At 60.1% G+C, this 17,272-nt stretch carries 10 protein-coding genes; 5 read left to right on the forward strand and 5 right to left on the reverse strand.

Annotated features, from left to right (window positions below; genetic code table 11):
- The first annotated feature begins 21 nt into the window (after positions 1-21).
- Complete coding sequence (locus ACUXHH_RS04840) at positions 22-1,149, forward strand: glycosyltransferase family 4 protein (RefSeq protein ID WP_279788563.1); 1,128 nt, start codon at positions 22-24, stop codon at positions 1,147-1,149.
- A gap of 762 nt (positions 1,150-1,911) precedes the next feature.
- Here the strand turns inward: ACUXHH_RS04840 and ACUXHH_RS04845 are convergent.
- From ACUXHH_RS04845 to ACUXHH_RS04865, 5 genes are all read right to left on the reverse strand, one after another.
- Positions 1,912-4,434: an aconitase gene (locus ACUXHH_RS04845; protein ID WP_458390930.1), complete on the reverse strand. Its 2,523-nt coding sequence runs from the start codon at positions 4,432-4,434 to the stop codon at positions 1,912-1,914.
- A gap of 144 nt (positions 4,435-4,578) precedes the next feature.
- On the reverse strand, positions 4,579-7,050 hold the full coding sequence (locus ACUXHH_RS04850; protein ID WP_458390931.1) for a primosomal protein N' family DNA-binding protein: 2,472 nt from the start codon (positions 7,048-7,050) through the stop codon (positions 4,579-4,581).
- Between the two features lie 33 nt (positions 7,051-7,083).
- Complete coding sequence (gene metK, locus ACUXHH_RS04855; protein ID WP_279740721.1) at positions 7,084-8,289, reverse strand: methionine adenosyltransferase; 1,206 nt, start codon at positions 8,287-8,289, stop codon at positions 7,084-7,086.
- Positions 8,290-8,436: 147 nt separating this feature from the next.
- Entirely contained in the window at positions 8,437-10,377 is a 1,941-nt protein-coding gene (gene uvrC, locus ACUXHH_RS04860) for an excinuclease ABC subunit UvrC (RefSeq protein ID WP_458390932.1), read from the reverse strand.
- A 210-nt stretch (positions 10,378-10,587) separates the two neighbouring features.
- Positions 10,588-11,268 carry a lysophospholipid acyltransferase family protein gene (locus tag ACUXHH_RS04865; RefSeq protein WP_279740719.1) on the reverse strand — a complete coding sequence of 227 codons (681 nt, stop codon included), beginning with the start codon at positions 11,266-11,268 and terminating at the stop codon, positions 10,588-10,590.
- A gap of 484 nt (positions 11,269-11,752) precedes the next feature.
- Here ACUXHH_RS04865 and ACUXHH_RS04870 point away from each other — a divergent pair, with 484 nt between their 5' ends.
- The 4 genes from ACUXHH_RS04870 to ACUXHH_RS04885 all read left to right on the forward strand — a co-directional run bounded on the left by ACUXHH_RS04870 (position 11,753) and on the right by ACUXHH_RS04885 (position 17,037).
- Entirely contained in the window at positions 11,753-14,170 is a 2,418-nt protein-coding gene (locus ACUXHH_RS04870; RefSeq protein ID WP_279788571.1) for a nitric-oxide reductase large subunit, read from the forward strand.
- Between the two features lie 2 nt (positions 14,171-14,172).
- Complete coding sequence (locus ACUXHH_RS04875) at positions 14,173-15,015, forward strand: transposase (protein WP_314078684.1); 843 nt, start codon at positions 14,173-14,175, stop codon at positions 15,013-15,015.
- Positions 15,016-15,299: 284 nt separating this feature from the next.
- Complete coding sequence (locus ACUXHH_RS04880) at positions 15,300-16,073, forward strand: slipin family protein (RefSeq protein ID WP_303981856.1); 774 nt, start codon at positions 15,300-15,302, stop codon at positions 16,071-16,073.
- Between the two features lie 190 nt (positions 16,074-16,263).
- Entirely contained in the window at positions 16,264-17,037 is a 774-nt protein-coding gene (locus tag ACUXHH_RS04885) for a YoaK family protein (protein WP_458390933.1), read from the forward strand.
- Positions 17,038-17,272 lie beyond the last annotated feature (235 nt).

The following is a 17,272-nucleotide window of genomic DNA, read 5'->3' on the forward strand; positions in this document are numbered from 1 at the left end:
GAACGAACAGAAGGAACCATCATGAAACTCATGGTTGACGCCCGATACACCCGTATCGGCTTCCACGACGGCATCAGCCGCTACACCGCCTCCCTGTTGGGCGCGCTCAAAACCCTCATCGACACCGGTGACGAAGCCGCCGCCGACCTCGACCTGACCATGATTATTAGCGACGAGCGTCAGCTGGAGATGCTACCGGATTTGCCGCACGTGAAAATCTGCTCGCCCACCGGCCCGCTCGAACCGACCGCCTCACTACAGTTGAACAAGTACGCCCCGGACGTGGTGTTCTCCCCCATGCAGACCATCGGCTCCGCCGGACGCAAATTCAAGCTGATCCTCACCCTGCACGATTTGATCTACTACTCGCACCCGACCCCGCCCGGGTTCCTGCCCGCACCGGTGCGCGTGGGCTGGAGACTCTTCCACAAGACCTACACCCCGCAGCGCTTCCTGCTCAACCACGGCGACGCGGTCGTGACGGTTTCTGAGTCGACCGCCGCGCTGATTCGTGAGCACGAGCTGACCACTAAGCCGCTATTCGTGGTGCCCAACGCCCCGCAGCCCGGCAGCGTGGTCTCCCGCCAGACCGCGCTGGAACGTGTCATCACCCGTGAAGAGCAGCCCGTCAAGCACCTGGTGTACATGGGTTCGTTCATGCCGTACAAGAACGTAGAAACTCTACTGTTGGCGATGCGCTCGCTACCGGATTACCGCCTGCACCTGCTGTCAAAGATGCCGCCGCAGCGTCTGGTGCAGCTCACCGACGAACGCCTCATCGGTGAGAACGTGGAGGTGCACAATGGCGTGAGCGATGAGGAGTACCAGCAGTTACTCCGCCAGGCGCACGCGCTGGTGACTGCCTCCCGCGAGGAAGGTTACGGCCTGCCCGTGGTTGAGGCGCAGGCTGCCGGCTGTCCCGCGGTGATTAGTGACATCCCGATTTTCCGTGAGATTGCGCCACACACCGTGTTCGCGCCGGTTGACGGTGCCCCGGAGGCACACGCCGCCGACTGGGTGAAGGCTATCCGCTCCCTGGAGGACCCCGCCGTTCGCGAGCGCGTCATCATTGACGGCCTGTCGGATGTACGCCGCTACTCCTGGCGCGACTCAGCACTCAAACTGCTGGAGGTCGTGCGCGGGCTCTAGGGCTTGCAAGGCTTACAGAACGCGGCGCTAGATTACGGCGCTAGACACAGTAATGCCGCCGCGCTCCCCCGAAACTCGGGAGGGTGCGGCGGCATTCTACATATTCAATTCCTGGGCACCGGGTAGCGTATGCGACGTACAGCGGCGGCGTGCAAGGGCGGCTCACAGCAACGATGTACAGTGGCGGTTCGCTACACACTTCCTCCGCGCCGACGCAGGGAACCCGCCCTCGCAGAGCTCGGGCACCCTGAGGGCGCATCCGGAAGGTGCAGCCTCACCGCATCACACCGAAGCAGAAATCCTTATACGTAAGCTCCGCGAGCCACTTCCTTCGCAGCCAGCTCATCCGCGTGACCATAAGTGTAGAAAATCTTCGCGTCATCCAGCTCAGCGAAGCGCGCCAAGTAGCGGTAGATAGCTCCTCGGTCATATCGGAAAGCAACACGGGGTTCGGGGGCATGACACCGTAATTGTGTACAGAAGCAGACCCTCCGCATGCAGGTTCATATGCGGAGGCGATCATAGTCTGAGTCACCAGCATTCATCTTTCGTTGGTGTACACGGTGTGAAGCATGCGCGAAGTTGAGTGATAGATACTGCCAAACCACCTCGACAAGCACCGAAATAGTATCCTCAGTGCTGAATATATTGCCGCAGATACGGAGACTACGCTAATTAGCAGCCCCTAGAGCTATTATCAACCGCTAAATGCACAAAGGTGTATAAAATGGCTGACATGCACCCGCACCGAGCAAGACTAATCTACACCCCATTAGCCTGTGCCGCACTAGTCTGGACTGCACAAGTTTGTGACGTACCCTTCTCCCCTACGCTCGCCACGGCTTCAAACTCCTCGTCATCGTCCTCATCACCATCAAGACCCAAAAGAGCCGTCACCATCGGCAGAGGGTTGAACTCACTCAGCTGACCCGTGCGGTCCACCTTACGCATCATGAATGCACGCTGCAAACGCCGCTGAGTCAACGGCGAAAGCACCAACACCAGTAGCGCCTCCACCACAAAAATGCCAACCAGAACCCACAGCAACAGATCCGAAGAGCCCGCCTCCTCACGCAGCTGCTGAGCATCCGCCACCAGACGAACAAAGCCCTCCGAATGCAGGCGCGAGGTATCATGTCCCGTCAACGCGGCCAGCATCAGCAGAAGCACCGCATACAGCCCGTAATGCATAGTACGCATCCACTTCTTCACACGCGCAAAACCGCGGTTCAGTTCCGTACCAATATCGGTGAAAGCCTCCGCCCTCTGCGCCTGCTCACCCGCCGGCATCATGTGCGGCACCAGGCGGTGCGAAAGCATCAACGGCACTGGCGAGCACGCATCAAAATACTGCATGTGACTATTCACCGACGGGCCTGGCAGGGTCACAAAGCTGACATCCACACCGGCGGACTGAGTAATATTCGACCTGCCGATACTGTCACCATGAGCAGAAATCTCGCACCGGTCAGTCACATCAAGATCCTGCAACATCGGCGCATAAGCGCGCACATACAGGTGGCAGACGCTACGCACCGACATCATGAGCACCAGGACCAGCGCGCACCAAAACGCCACGGAGGCGGCGGTCAGCTCAGGGACAGAACCCTCAACACGCAGCTGAGCCAGTAGTAGCATGAACACCGCGTACAGCATGAAAACACCGTGCACGAAGAGCAACGGAATCAACCACTTCACGTAGGCGCGCGTGCCGTAGGGGTTGACCAGGCGCGCATCCGCCAGACGCATATCAGCCGGACTCTTTGCGGAGGGAGTTTCGGGGGTGCTTTCCCGGGCGCACTTGCAGACAATACGCGCCCTACCCTTCAGGGTGCCCAGCACGCTCGCAACCAGCGGCGCCATGCTCAACACCAGGGGTACCAGCATTGCATAGTGCAACAGCGAACGGTACGGGCCAAACAGCAGGGACACCTCCACCAGCCAGGAAAACGCCGCGACCGCACTCACCCACAGCAGCATGGCGCGGTTACGGTAACCACCAGCTACGTCCAGGCGCCCCGGAATATCATTGCGGTCACTAGCGATAATGCTAATCGGCACCACGCCACTACCCAGGCCGTAGAAGAAACGAATCGGCTTCTTACCCGCCGCCGCACGACGACGCAGCAGCTCATAGCTCAAATATCCACCCTGCGAATGGGCAATAATACCCACCGCATCGCTACGGGAACTCAAATCGTCCAGCTGACGATCCAGACGCGCATAAATACGCTCCAAATCGTGTGAATCCGGGCTGGTCGCCGTCTGAATCAGCTGCGTCGGAATAGCCTTCACCAGGGCCCACAGCTCACGGGCACGACGAGCCAAAACCCAGCCCACAATACCCAAACCGAGCACCGCCGCAAGAGCCGTAAACGCACCCTGCACAGTGCCCAGGGACGCAACAAAAGCATCACGGAAGGTCATCACAGCCAACGCCGCCAGCACCAGCCACAGCGCCACATTCACAAACCGAGCCATAAAACGCAATAGGTGCCCGGCACGCTCACGCCAGGTCACGCCGGGGCGCTCATAGTAGAAGCAGAACATCAGAAACAGCGGCAAAACCGACACCAACCAGGGCAAATGCTCCTTCAACGGGCGGTAATGCTTGGGCCGCCAGAAGCCTTCCTGAAAAAGAAGGCTACGGCGAGTGACTGTGCGAACCGGGCGCGGCTTCGGCTGAGGCAGACGCGGAAGTTCAAGATTGGGCAGCTCGATATTGGGAAGCTCAATGTTCGGGAGCTCTACCTTGGGGAGCTCAATTTTTGGCAAATCAATCTTAGGGAGCTCAACCTTAGGAAAGTCAATGCCCCGAAAATCAATGCTAGAGAGATTAAAACCGGCACTCTCCGGGCTTTCTTCGACCGGGGCGGCGGGGTATTCTGTGCGCTCAATCGTCAACGAATACGTCAGCTCGCTATGGTGGCTCAGCGGGTTCACCTCAGCGGCAGGCGGGAGGGTATCGCCGTCAGGAATCACCTCAACACGAACCCGTGCAGAATCCTCCTCGGCGGGATTCTCTTCAGAGAGCGCAACAGAATCCGCACCCGTGTTCAGCGCCAACAGAGTCTGCACACTATGCGCTACCGGCTTGCCAAAATACGCGAGCGTCTCACCATGATTCTGGTAGCCAATACCGTGAATCAGCAGCACCGCCGCATCATGGTGCTTACCTTTGCGGTGCAGGGCACTCTTCGGATGTGCAGAAGCATACTCAGCCAGCCGACGATGCTCACCGGCAGGCAGCGCACTACCCTTCAGCAGATGAGGCATCTTCGGCATGCCTCTCACCTCCTCGCCTCTGCGCACAACGCGCCCGCAAACCCGCCTACTTAACACTCACAGCACACATATCGGTGCTGCCCGGTGCGTCTCTTTGGGGGCAAAAATCACCCCTCACTAGAACACTACAGCACGACTAGAAAATCACAGCACGTCCAGGCCGTCACATCGAATCTGAACCGGCCGCTCCCCCACGTTCTTCTTCAACGCCGCAATCGTTGCACGCGTAGCACGCAATTCGCGGGTCACCTGCTGGGCAATGCCGTACGAGAAGAACATCAGGGTACGCCAATCGCCCTGAACCGGCGCCTCCTCAGAATCTTCTTCAAGAGACTCCGACCAGGCAAAATACCCCTGATTCAGAGGAACCGGACCCACAATACGCAACTGCTCACGAACCCGCTCCTCCAGCGTAGAAGAGCCCAAGAACTCCTCAATGAAGGCGCGAACATCCGCTTCCGCACCGGTCACCGCAGCCGTACGAACCGCCGGAGGCAGGCCTGTCTGAGAGCGCTCCTCCAGCTCCCGGCGAGCAAACCACGCCGGGTCCCAACGCACCAGCGCCTGCTCCACCGGCGACGGCGAAGCAGTCGTCACCACCGTGCCCTCAAGAGCCACCGGACGAACCAACGCCGCCGCATTCAACCAGCGACGCAACGCCGCCTCCGGGGCACGCAACGAATCAAAACGAAGCATCTTATCGGCATCCAACAAAAGCGCCGCCGCATAGCCACCAAAAGCCACCGGCTCAGCACCCGGAGTCGCCACCACCAACGCAGGCTCAGGACCAACCGACGCCCGCACATGGTCACCCGCCGAAGAAATCACCGGAACATTCGGAAAGGCACGACCCAGCTCCTCAGCAGTACGAGTCGCACCCGCCGCCGAATAACGCCAATGCGTAAAACCGCACTCAGAACAACGCCACTGCTGCGCCAAATGACCGCACCACGAACACGACGGAACTGACGAACCCGAAGCCACCGACAAAGGCCCGCTACACTCGCCACAACGCGCCGGCATGCGGCAACGCTCGCACGAAAACGACGGAATATAACCGCTACGCGCCACCTGCACCAACACCGGGCCACGCGCCAACGCCCGACGAGCATGCTCAAACGCCAGGTGAGGAATACGCGCCATCGCCGCCAACGGGTCACGTGCCAACTCAAACTCCGACCCCGTCGAAAAAATACGCGGCGAATAATCACGCACCAGCGCACGCGGCGCACGTACATGAGACGCCCAGCGGGTACGCACCAAACGCGCCGCTTCACTACTCATGCTGAACCCGGCAAACAGCGCCGCAGTATTCTCAGCAGAAGCACGCAGAAGCAACACATCACGGGCATGACAATACGGGGCGCGCTGCTCCACCAGCGAGGAATCGCCGTCATCCCAGCACACCACCAGGCCCAGGTTCGCCACCGGCGCGTAAGCTGCCGCGCGGGTACCAATCACCACCGGAACCTGCCCCAAACGTGCCTTCACAAACCCGTGATAGCGAGTATGCGGAGTCGAATCAGAACTCAAACGCACAAACGCGTTAGCCGGTAGGCGTTCGGCGAGCGCGGCCTCCAGAAGATCCAGGTTCTTAGCGGTCGGAACCACAGCAATAGCGCCGCGACCACTCGTAGCAGCGGTTGCGAGTGCGGTCGCCAAAACATCCGCCCAGGTGTGCTCCAGGTGGCCGGGAAGAACCGTCATCACGGCGCGGGTCGCGGCACCGGCGGCAACATCCTCAATGAACTCCGCACCGTTCTCATAATCGGAGAAGACGGAGGCGGCATCGGGCACGTCCGGGTTCAGCGCCGGCGGGTCCAGTACGAAGGGCGCGGGTGCGCCGGGGGTGGCAAGCCAGGCGTACGTGTCAGTATGAGTGGAGGCAGTGGCGGAGGCGGCAGAAGGCTCGGGATCCGTGTGCTCAGATTCCGCAACCTCGAGAGCCGCGTTCTCGGGGGTGTTTTCCTGCGGCTTCTCCCCCACACTTTTGGGGTTGCTCTCGGAGATGTTTGCCGGGCTGCTCTCAGGGATATTGGAAGTACTTACCCGGGCAGAATCACCCAAATATGCCGACTCGTAACCCGGCAGAAGAGGCGCGTACTTCTTATCTAGAGCGGCAATACGCGGCGGCACCGCCAGACGCAAAACATTCGCCACCGTGGAGGCGTAACGGTCGGCAAGCGCCTCGGCAAGCGCAAAAATTTCGGGCGCAACAGACGGCACACGCGACAGCACCGACTTGAGCGGCAGCAGCGAGGTGCGCGTCCAATCGGTCGTGGCGGCGCGCTCCTCAATGTAACCGGTCAGCTCATGACCGTTGAACAGCACACGCACGCGGGCGCCGGGCACCGCATCCTCACTCAGCTCAGCGGGCACGCGGTAATCAAACGTGCGGTCCACCTGCGGCAGGGGGCTATCCACGCGCACACGCGCCACAGGGTTCTGCACACCGCTCGCCTCCATCTCAGCGGCAACATTCACCGGCTCCGGGGCAGCCGGAATCAGGGCATCACAAAGAGCAGGAAATCCCTGCAACAGGTCAAGCTGTTGCAGGGATTCCTGCTGGGCACCCAACGGTGCCGAAGAGTTCGATTCAGAACTGCTCTGAGTCACCCGAATCAGCGTGCTCCTCTACCCTGACAGATATTAGGAGGAGGACACTGCCGAACGCAGCGCATCCACGCGGTTCAGGCGCTCCCAGGTAAATTCCGGCTCGGTACGACCGAAGTGGCCGTGAGCTGCGGTCTTCTTGTAGATCGGGCGGCGCAGATCCAGTTCGTTAATGATTGCCAGCGGACGCAGGTCGAAGACCTCACGCACAGCCTTCTCAATCTTAATCGGGTCGACCTTCTCGGTGCCGAAGGTTTCAACGTACAGACCGACCGGCGCTGCCTGGCCGATAGCGTACGCAACCTGAACCTCGGCGCGGTCGGCAAGACCGGCGCCCACAATGTTCTTCGCAACCCAACGCATTGCGTACGCTGCGGAACGGTCCACCTTCGACGGGTCCTTACCGGAGAACGCGCCACCACCGTGACGAGCCGAACCGCCGTAGGTGTCCACAATAATCTTGCGGCCGGTCAGACCGGCGTCACCCACGGGACCACCCTGAACGAAACGGCCAGCGGGGTTCACAATGAACTTAGCGTTGGAGGAATCCAGCTCGACGCCGCCCAGAACCGGTGCAATCACGTGCTTCTCAATGTCTGCACGCAGGTCAGCCAGGTCGTAGCTTGCAGTGTGCTGGCTCGAAACAACCACGGTGTCCACGGAGACGGGTTTGTTGTTCGAATCGTAGCCGAGGGTCACCTGAGTCTTGCCGTCGGGGCGCAACTCGGTCAGCAGGCCGTCCTTACGGACCTTGGTCAGACGCTCAGAGAGGCGGTGCGCCAGCCAAATCGGGGCGGGCATCAGCACGTTGGTCTCGTTGGACGCGTAACCGAACATGATGCCCTGGTCGCCCGCGCCCTGGCGGTCGTACTCGTCAGCAGCGATGCCCTGACGAACCTCCAGGGACTCGTACACGCCGGCGTTGATGTCCGGGGACTGCTCACCAATGGACACGGACACGCCGCAGAACTCACCGTCGAAGCCGCGGGTAGAGGAATCGTAGCCGATACCCAGAATGGTCTCGCGCACGATGGAGGGGATTTCGACGTAGCTGGAGGTGGTCACCTCACCGGCAACATGCACCTGCCCGGTGGTTACCATGGTCTCCACAGCAACGTTCGCTACGGGGTCCTGGGCGATGATGCCGTCAAGGATGGCGTCAGAAATCTGGTCACAAATCTTATCGGGGTGGCCTTCAGTCACCGACTCGCTGGTGAATAGGCGCAGATGGTTAGTACTCACGGTTTCCACTCTACTGGTTGAGGGCGCGCGAAGATAGCGCGCTCGTAATGATGACGGTTTCCTTCAATTATGACACGTTTGTTAAGAGCTATTACGAGGCGGGTGCATAGTAGCCAGTCAGCTTCTCAACCGGCATTATCAGCGAAGCTAGCTCAACGCCGCCAAAATCTTCTGAGCCATCGCCGGACCAATACCCGGCACCGCCGTCAGCTCCTCGGCGCTCGCCTGCCTTATCTGAGCCACCGACCCGAAGTGCTTAATCAGCGCGGCACGCTTCACCTCGCCCAGACCGGGCACCTCGTCCAGGGCGGAGGCGACCATCGCCTTACCGCGCTTAGAACGGTGGAAGGTGATAGCGAAACGGTGCGCCTCATCGCGGATGCGCTGCACCAGGTACAGTGCCTGCGAAGTGCGCGGCAGGACGACCGGGTAGTCGTCGTCCGGTAGCCACAGTTCCTCCAGGCGCTTAGCGATGCCGGCAACGTACACATCCGTAATGCCTAGGTCGCTCAGCGCGGCGGAGGCGGCAGCCACCTGAGGCGGACCGCCGTCCACGAGCACCAGGTTCGGCGGGTAGGCGAACTTCGCAGGCTCGGGGGTGGAGGCATCAATCTCACCGGAGTGCACGGGCGCGGCTTCGCGTTCTGCCTGCTGCGCCAGGTGCCTCTTGAAACGGCGCGTAATGACGTCGTACATGCTGGCGGTATCGTTACGCGCGGCGTCGCCGGTAATACTGTAGGTGCGGTAGGCGTTCTTCGCGGGCATGCCATCCTCAAAGACGACCATGGAGGCGACCACGTTCGTACCCTGCACATGCGAAATGTCGTAGCACTCGATGCGTAGTAGCGGATCAGGCAATTCCAGCGCTTCCTGCAGCTCCACGAGGGAGGCGCTGCGAGTGGTCAAATCACCGGCACGGCGGCTCTTGTGCAGGGTCAGCGACTGGCGCGCATTCTCGGCAACCGTCTTCATGAGTTCTGCCTTGTCGCCGCGCTGCGGGACGCTAATTTCCACGGGGCCGCCGCGCACCTCCGCCAGCCAGAATGCCAGCTGCTCCTTATTCTCGGGCTCCACCGGCACCAGCACGGAACGCGGAATATCGTAGCTGTTCAGGCTCTTCTCGGCGTCCTTCTGGGAGGCGAGACTCGCCGCAATATCGCTGTACACCTGCGCAATCAGCTGTTCGATGAGCTGCGCGTCGGTGCTGTCGTTAACCTTCTCCACAATCCAGCCGCGCTGGCCGCGAATCCTGCCGCCACGCACAAAGAACACCTGAACGGACGCCTCCAGGTCGTCCTCAGCGTAGGCGAACAGGTCGGCATCCACGGTCGCGCCGAGCACCACGGCATTACGCTCAAACGCCTTAGTCAACGCGGCAATATCGTCACGAAGAATCGCGGCGCGCTCAAAGTCCATATCAGCTGCGGCGGCTTTCATCTCAGCAGTCAGCTGGGCGATATGCTTCTCAGCACCACCACCCATAAACCGGGTCAGCCCGCGCGCCAACTCGCGATGCTCCTCGGCGCTAATCTTGCCCACGCACGGCGCCGCACACTTATCGATATAGCCGAGCAGGCAGGGCCTGCCACTATTCTTCGCTCGGTTAAACACACCATTCGTGCAGGTACGCACCGGGAACACGCGCAGCAGCGCATCCAGGGTTTCACGAATCGCCCAAGCCTGCGAATACGGGCCAAAATAGCGCACACCCTTACGTCGCTCACCGCGAGTGACCATCGCGCGCGGGTACACGTCATTGACCGTAATTGCCAAGTAGGGGTATGACTTATCATCACGGAACGCAATATTGAACCGCGGCGAAAACTCCTTAATCCAGGTGTATTCAAGCTGCAGCGATTCCATCTCGCTCGCCACCACGGTCCACTCCACACTCGCCGCCGTATGCACCATCGCATAAGTCTTCGGGCTCAGTGTCTGTGGGGACGCAAAATAGCTGTTGAGGCGGTTGCGCAGGTTCTTTGCCTTACCCACGTAGATGACGCGGCCGTCGGTATCGCGGAAACGGTAAACGCCCGGGTCGGTGGGGATTTCGCCGGGGGCGGGGCGGTAGCTGGAAGGCTCTGCCATGGGTACTTTCTCCTAGCTCTACTGGGCTTTATGGTGGTTCTCTACGGGGTCGGTGCGAGGTCTCTGCGGTGGGGGTCTCTACGGGGCTGCCAGGGTCACCTCAGGCTCGCGCATACGACAAACCGCGCATCCTGCACCACTCTCCCCCAAAGCGCGGGGTCGGTGCGTGAATGCGCGGTTTAAGTCTACGCGGTATAGGCGGCGTGTGCCCTAACCTGCGTCACGTGCGGCTGAGGGCGAAACGTTATATTCGTGCTTTCGCGCCTGGCCGGACAGCTGAGCAATCTCATCCATGATCGTGTCGGTGGTGACGCGGCGCTGTTTGCCGGTCATCTTCTCGCCGATCTTCTCAAAGTAGAGCGGCTTGCCCACACGAATCGTGAAGCGGCGCGGGTAAATCATGTTCGACCCGGGCTTCTGCAGGCGGTCGGTACCGATCAGACCGACCGGTACCACGGGCGCGCCGGTCATGTGCGCCAGCCACGCCACACCAATCTTGCCGCGGTACAGGTAGCCGTCACGGGAGCGGGTGCCTTCTGGGTAAATGCCGAAGACCTTACCCTCCTGTAGCTTCTTCAGGGCAATATCGAGCGCCTTGAGCGATTCGGAACGGTCGGAGCGGTTCACGGGAATAATGTCCACGGCTTCGAAGAATGCCTTCATCATCTTGCCGCGCGGACCGGGGGTGTTCACGTACTCAGCCTTAGCTAGGAACGCTACGCGGCGCGGCATCATGGCGGAAATAATGATGGAGTCCAGGAAGGACAGATGGTTGGAGGCGACAATCACCGGGCCGGTGGCGGGGAAGTTTTCGAGTCCGGTCACGCGGGCGCGGAAGACGGTGCGCAGGATTCCGGTGATTGCTTTCTGGGTGGATCTGTAGAGAAGCACGTGAACTCTCCTGAGGTGCCGATAGATTGCGGGCTGTGGCGGCGGTCCGCCGTGGATGCGGGGTAAGTGACCCCTTCTGATGGTGCACCGTGTGGGTGCACAGAATCTGTACTGAAAAAATTTGTACTGTGTTTAGTAGTATCGGGTTTTATTATTCCACACCCGAGTGTAGGAACGTGAGGGGTGCCGCACCTCCCTTCCACATGCTGGGATGCGCCTCCCGCCAAGGATTCAACCTCAACGTAATATTTCAGGTTTTTCGTCGTGTGATTGCAGATTTTCCAGCAAGGTAGCCGCGTCACATTGCGACGAAGCGTCAGTAAAGTTTCTTAAATACGCATTTAATATGCAAAAATAGGAGCAGGGTGGGCTGTCGCACCTCCCTCAAGGACGATTCACCCTGAACATAGTGAGCCGCCCCTCCAGCGGATGTGCGTCGGAACCACTCCACCTACACAATCCACGCACACTGGAGACATACACTATGGCTACAAAACCCGTCTCGCGTGCGCAGGCAGCAAAGATTGCCCGCCGCTCAGACACGGTCGGTGCCTATGCCGGAAAAGGCTGGGTACAGGCTGTTGCGTTTGTGATGCTCCTGGGCTTCACCATCATGGCAGTCCTTGCAATGCGCACCTACGCACTCTCCATGCCGCTACCCGACAAAATCGTCGGTAACGACGGCAAAACCATCGCAACCCAAGAACAGATTCTGCACGGTCAGGAGCTGTTCCAGGGACGCGGCTTGCAGCAGTACGGATCCGTGCTCGGCCACGGCGCCTACCTCGGCCCCGACTACACTGCAGAATACCTGCGCCTGACCACCGATGCCGCCGTCAAGGAGTACCGCGAACAGGGCAAGCAGGACCCCCGCGAACTCGTCAAGAACGAATGGCGCAAGGAGAACAAGTACGACGAGCACACCAAGACCATCACCTGGTCCGCTGGTCAGACCAAGGGCTACCAGCTCATGCTCAAGCACTACCGCGAAACCCTCATGAAGGGTGACACCTCGCAGGGCCTGTTCCCCAACGCCATTAAGAACGAAGAAGAACTGCACGACATCGTCGCATTCTTCGGCTGGACCGCATGGGCATCGGCGGCAGACCGCCCCGACCAGCCCTACTCCTACACCAACAACTGGCCTTCCGAACCCAACGTGGACAACAAGCCCACCGCGGATCTGATGGTCTGGTCGGCACTCTCCCTGATTGCCCTCATCGGTGGTACCGGTCTCATGTTCGCCATCTACGGCCGCTGGTCCCGCGCTATCGGCTGGCACGCGGAAGAGGCACCCGTCCTCGACTTCCGTCAGCCCGACGAAGTTCGCCTAACCCCCTCGCAGAAGGCAGCCTGCCTGCTCTTCGCAACGATTCTGGTGCTCTTCCTACTGCAGGCTCTGGTGGGTGCACTCACCGAGCACTACCGTGAAGAACTCACCGGATTCTTCGGTATCGACATGGGTCAGCTGTTGCCCTACACGGTATCTCGAACCTGGCACCTTCAGCTCTCCCTCTTCTGGACCGCAGGCGCGTTCCTGGCAGGCGGTATCTTCATCGCCCCGCTGATTACCCGCCGCGAACCCAAGAAGCAGGGTCTGCTCACCTACGTTCTCATCGGCGCCGTGGTCTTCGTGGTCCTCGGCTCGCTGCTGAACGAATGGTTCTCGCAGAAGGGCCTGATCCCCAAGGACCTCACCGGCTTCTTCTCGCAGCAGTGGGAGTTCCTGGACCTGCCGCGATTCTTCCAGATTCTGCTCACCGCAGGTATGTTCATCTGGATCGTCATTGTCTGGCGTACCCTCTCCACTCGTCTGAAGGACTCGAAGAAGACCTCCCTGCCGTGGCTGTTCCTCTTCTCCGGCCTGGCCATCCCCATGTTCTACGCAGTCGGCCTGCTCGCAGGTCAGCGTACCCACGTGACCGTCGCCGAATTCTGGCGATTCTGGGTGGTTCACCTCTGGGTGGAGGACTTCCTCGAACTGTTCACCACCGTCATGGTGGCATACATCTTCGTGCTGCTCGGCGTAGTCCGCGAGCGCATCGCCATCTCCATCATCATGATGGACGCTGTGCTCTACTCCGTCGGTGGCGTGGTCGGTACCCTGCACCACACCTACTTCGTCGGTACCCCCTCCGAACAGATGGCATTTGGTGCGTTCTTCTCCGCAGCTGAGGTTATCCCGCTGACCTTCCTGACCGTTGAGGCATGGGGCTTCATGCAGCTGGGTGCTCGCCAGTACTCCAATCGCACCAAGCCTTTCCCGCACCGTTGGGCTGTCATGTTCCTAATTGCTGTGGGCTTCTGGAACTTCCTCGGCGCAGGTGTGTTCGGCTTCCTCATCAACCTGCCGATCGTGTCCTACTTCGAGATTGGTACGGCACTGACCGCAAACCACGCACACGCCTCCATGATGGGTGTGTACGGTATGCTAGCGATTGCCTTCGCGGTGTTCGGTCTGCGCTACCTGCTCCCGGAGAACAAGTGGCCGGAGAAGAGCCTGAAGTTCTCCTTCTGGACTCTGAATATTGGTCTGCTGTGGATGTCCTTCATCTCGCTGCTGCCGCTGGGTATTGCTCAGCTGTACAAGTCCGTGGGTGAGGGCTACTACGAGGCTCGTTCCTTCGCGTTCATTCACGACGGCGCCTCCGCCGTGATGGGTTGGATGCGTATGCCCGGCGACGTCATCTTCCTGGTTGGCATCATCCCGCTGATCAAGCTGGCACTGCTGGGTATCAAGGAGATTTTCTCCAAGAACGCTAAGGAAACCGTTCTGGAGCTGCCCGAGCCGCCGCTGTATGAAGAGGTTGAGGACGCTCGCATTGCAGAGTTCGCCGGTGCTCAGGCTGCCGAGGAGCTACCCGAGCAGACCAGCCCCTACCGTAGCGATCGTCGAGGCTAATCATGCCTGAGCAGATTGCTGGAGTTTCTTTCTTCGTGTGGCTGGCCTGCGTGTATGCGCTCGGTCTGGTCGCCGTGGGTTGGGGCTTCGATATTCTCGCTAAGCGCACCAGTCAGCGTTTCGTGGCGGCGCGAACTTTCGGGTTCACCTACCACGAAGAGAGCGACGCGTGGCTCTGCCCCGAAGACCAGTGGCTATGGGCGACCGCATTCGACTCGGATAACCGAGTGATGCGTTACCGCGCCAAGCCCAGCGTGTGCAACACCTGCCCTATCAAGGACACCTGCACCGTCTCGGCGAACGGCCGCGAGCTCACCCGCGAAGTGGACGAATGGCCCTACTCCGAGTCGGGCCGTTTCCACCGCGGACTGGCAGTGGCAGTGTCACTGCTAGGTGTGGTCACCCTCATTGGTGCCGCCATCGTCTGGCACTCCCCGCTGGAGCTTCTGGTGGAGGGTGCGGTCGTTGTGGTCTGCCTGTCGCTGACCTACCCGCTGGCTGTGAAGCTCATGCGTTCCCCCGCGAACTTCCAGAACGATCCGAAGCATATTCACGCATCCACCGCTGATGAATCAGTGAATGTGAAGATGGATCGTTTCGCGGCGAAGTGGGGTGGCGTGTCGAATGAGCGTAAGCGCCGCACCGAGCAGACCCGTAAGCAGATAATTGCGGATGCAACCCTGCCGGTTCGTACCTCCTTCCTCGACCCGGACCGCCCCGCATGGAGTGGTACCGGCACCTCCGTTCCGCGTCTGCATAAGACCACGAATGAGGTCATGCAGGAGCAGAACTTGGCTGAGGTTGAGGCTGCCGAAAAGCTGGCAGAGCAGATGGCGAAGAAGTAGCGCTGCACAAGTTTTTCCGTTCCGGCGGCTGACCGGTCGATTGGTCCCGTCTGTTAGCTTCGGCAGCCGCCCTGCGTGGAATTCTCTTTTATTCCTCTTTTGAGTTTTCCATGCGGGGTGCCGCTAAAGCACCGACCACCGCATGCCGCCGGGACGGAAAATTCCCCTCCCTAAACTCCGCCAAACACAGCCCGGTTACCGGGCACCCCTACTACCTGCACCGTACGAGGCGCGGGCAGGTGGGCACACATACCGTCCTCCCCCAATACATGTGAAGGAAAACCATGGATCCCGTCACTCTGGCAACTATCCTCATCCCAGTTGCCGTCATTGTTCTTTTTATTCTGATTCGTATGTTCCGCGTCATCCCCGAATACGAGCGCGGCATCTCTTTCCGCTTCGGTCACCTGCGCTCAGAGCTGAAGCCCGGCCTGAACGTCGTCTTCCCCTTCGTTGACTCCCTGCAGCGCGTTGATATGCGTGTCATCACCCTAACCATTCCCCCGCAGGAAGTTATCACCAAGGACAACGTCCCCGCCCGCGTGAACGCCGTGGTCCTCTTCCGCGTGACCAACGCCAAGAACGCCGTGCTCGAGGTCGAGAACTACCCGATCGCCACCAGCCAGATTGCGCAGACCACCCTGCGTTCCCTGCTCGGTCGCGTTGACCTGGACACCCTGCTCGCACACCGAGAGGACCTGAACGAGGACCTGCGCTCCATCATTGGTTCGCGCACCGAGCCGTGGGGTATTCAGGTGGAGCTCGTCGAAATCAAGGACGTTGAGATTCCCGAGGCTATGCAGCGCGCCATGGCACGCGAGGCTGAGGCTGAGCGTGAGCGCCGCGCAAAGATCATTTCGGCACGCGGTGAGCTGGAGGCTTCGAGCGAGCTGAAGGAAGCATCCGACATTCTGAGCCAGTCCCCCGCCTCCCTGCAGCTGCGTTACCTGCAGACCCTGCTGGAGCTGGGTGCCGACCAGAACTCGACCGTGGTCTTCCCGCTGCCCATGGACGTCATTGGCCCCCTCGTGGGTGCGCTCAAGGGCGAGAGCAAGTAGGCTACTCCCTCTGAGCTAAATACCGAATAGCGTGCAAGGCCCCGAGCAGATAGTTGCTCGGGGCTTTCGCTTTAACAGGGGTTACCCGGCGGGGTGCTTATCCTCTCCGGCGCCCTGCTGACTTATGCCGTAGCATGGAACCAGTGGCATTACTGCTACACACAGACCCACCCACCGTGAGGGAAGGCGCATGCTACACCACCTCCGCGAGATGCTACACCGCATCCCAGCACCTCGACGCTACGGGCGCGTCATGGCTCTACTCCTCGCCTCCCTGGGCGGCGCGGTTGACGTCTTCTCGCACATCCACTATGAAGCGCTCGTTGCCACGCAGACCGGTAACTTTATTCTGCTCATCGCCGACCTGCACCGTGACGCACCGCATGTGGTGCACCTGCGCTGGCTCTCCGTCATTCTCTTCAGCTTCGGGTACCTGGCAGGGCATTTTATTCACGACCTACTCGGTCAACGTGCCCGGATGAGGCACTGGCGCATCGGCACGCTCCTGCCGTTCCTTCTGGTCTGCTTCGCGGTACCCTTCATGGACAGAACTCTGAGCAATAGCTTTCAGGTGGGTGCGCTGGCGTTCACCGTCGGTCTGATGATTCACGCCCTCGCGGATACACGCATTGGCGAAAACCCCTTTTCGCTCTTCATGACCAGCGGCAATTGGCGCAAAATGCTCAGCGCCTGGTACGCCGCCGGTTCGCTGTACCTCACGCGGAAAACCCCCGAGGGAGTCACAAAAAATGAGGCGAAGGCGCAGCGCCGCACGGCCCTACTCAAAGCCATCGATTACTCTCTCGTAGTCATCTCTTTCATAACTGGCGTGATTCTCATGGCGCTTGTCACCCGATGGTTTGGCGTATTTTCCATCTGGTTGGCGGCACTGATTGCCGGCACTGCGTTCTGCTTCGGCTACCAGGCTGAAAAGAAAGAGGTTCGTGAGGACCAGAGCGCATAAGATTCACCCAATCTGCGGCTATAGAAGGCAGCAGAGCAGAAAACAGGACAGCAAAATATCCCGTGCAGATGAGTATCTGCACGGGATATTTCTATGCCGAATGTTCTTCGCGAAAGCTAGAAGGAAGGCGTTTGGCCCGCCGCGGGGGTTGGATGAGGTGGTTGCGACGGGCCAAACTTGTCGGTTACACGCCGTAGAGGTGCGGGCGCGGCAGGTACATCAGCCAGTTGGGTGA

The sequence above is a fragment of the Rothia sp. 110740021-2 genome, assembly GCF_054263775.1.

Excerpts from the sequence above, each read along its gene's own strand:
- uvrC (WP_458390932.1), bottom strand. The coding sequence starts at position 10,377 with ATGGCAGAGCCTTCCAGCTACCGCCCCGCCCCCGGCGAAATCCCCACC.
- ACUXHH_RS04875 (WP_314078684.1), top strand. The coding sequence starts at position 14,173 with ATGCCTGAGCAGATTGCTGGAGTTTCTTTCTTCGTGTGGCTGGCCTGC.
- ACUXHH_RS04840 (WP_279788563.1), top strand. The coding sequence starts at position 22 with ATGAAACTCATGGTTGACGCCCGATACACCCGTATCGGCTTCCACGAC.
- ACUXHH_RS04870 (WP_279788571.1), top strand. The coding sequence starts at position 11,753 with ATGGCTACAAAACCCGTCTCGCGTGCGCAGGCAGCAAAGATTGCCCGC.
- ACUXHH_RS04845 (WP_458390930.1), bottom strand. The coding sequence starts at position 4,434 with ATGCCGAAGATGCCTCATCTGCTGAAGGGTAGTGCGCTGCCTGCCGGT.
- ACUXHH_RS04880 (WP_303981856.1), top strand. The coding sequence starts at position 15,300 with ATGGATCCCGTCACTCTGGCAACTATCCTCATCCCAGTTGCCGTCATT.
- ACUXHH_RS04885 (WP_458390933.1), top strand. The coding sequence starts at position 16,264 with ATGCTACACCACCTCCGCGAGATGCTACACCGCATCCCAGCACCTCGA.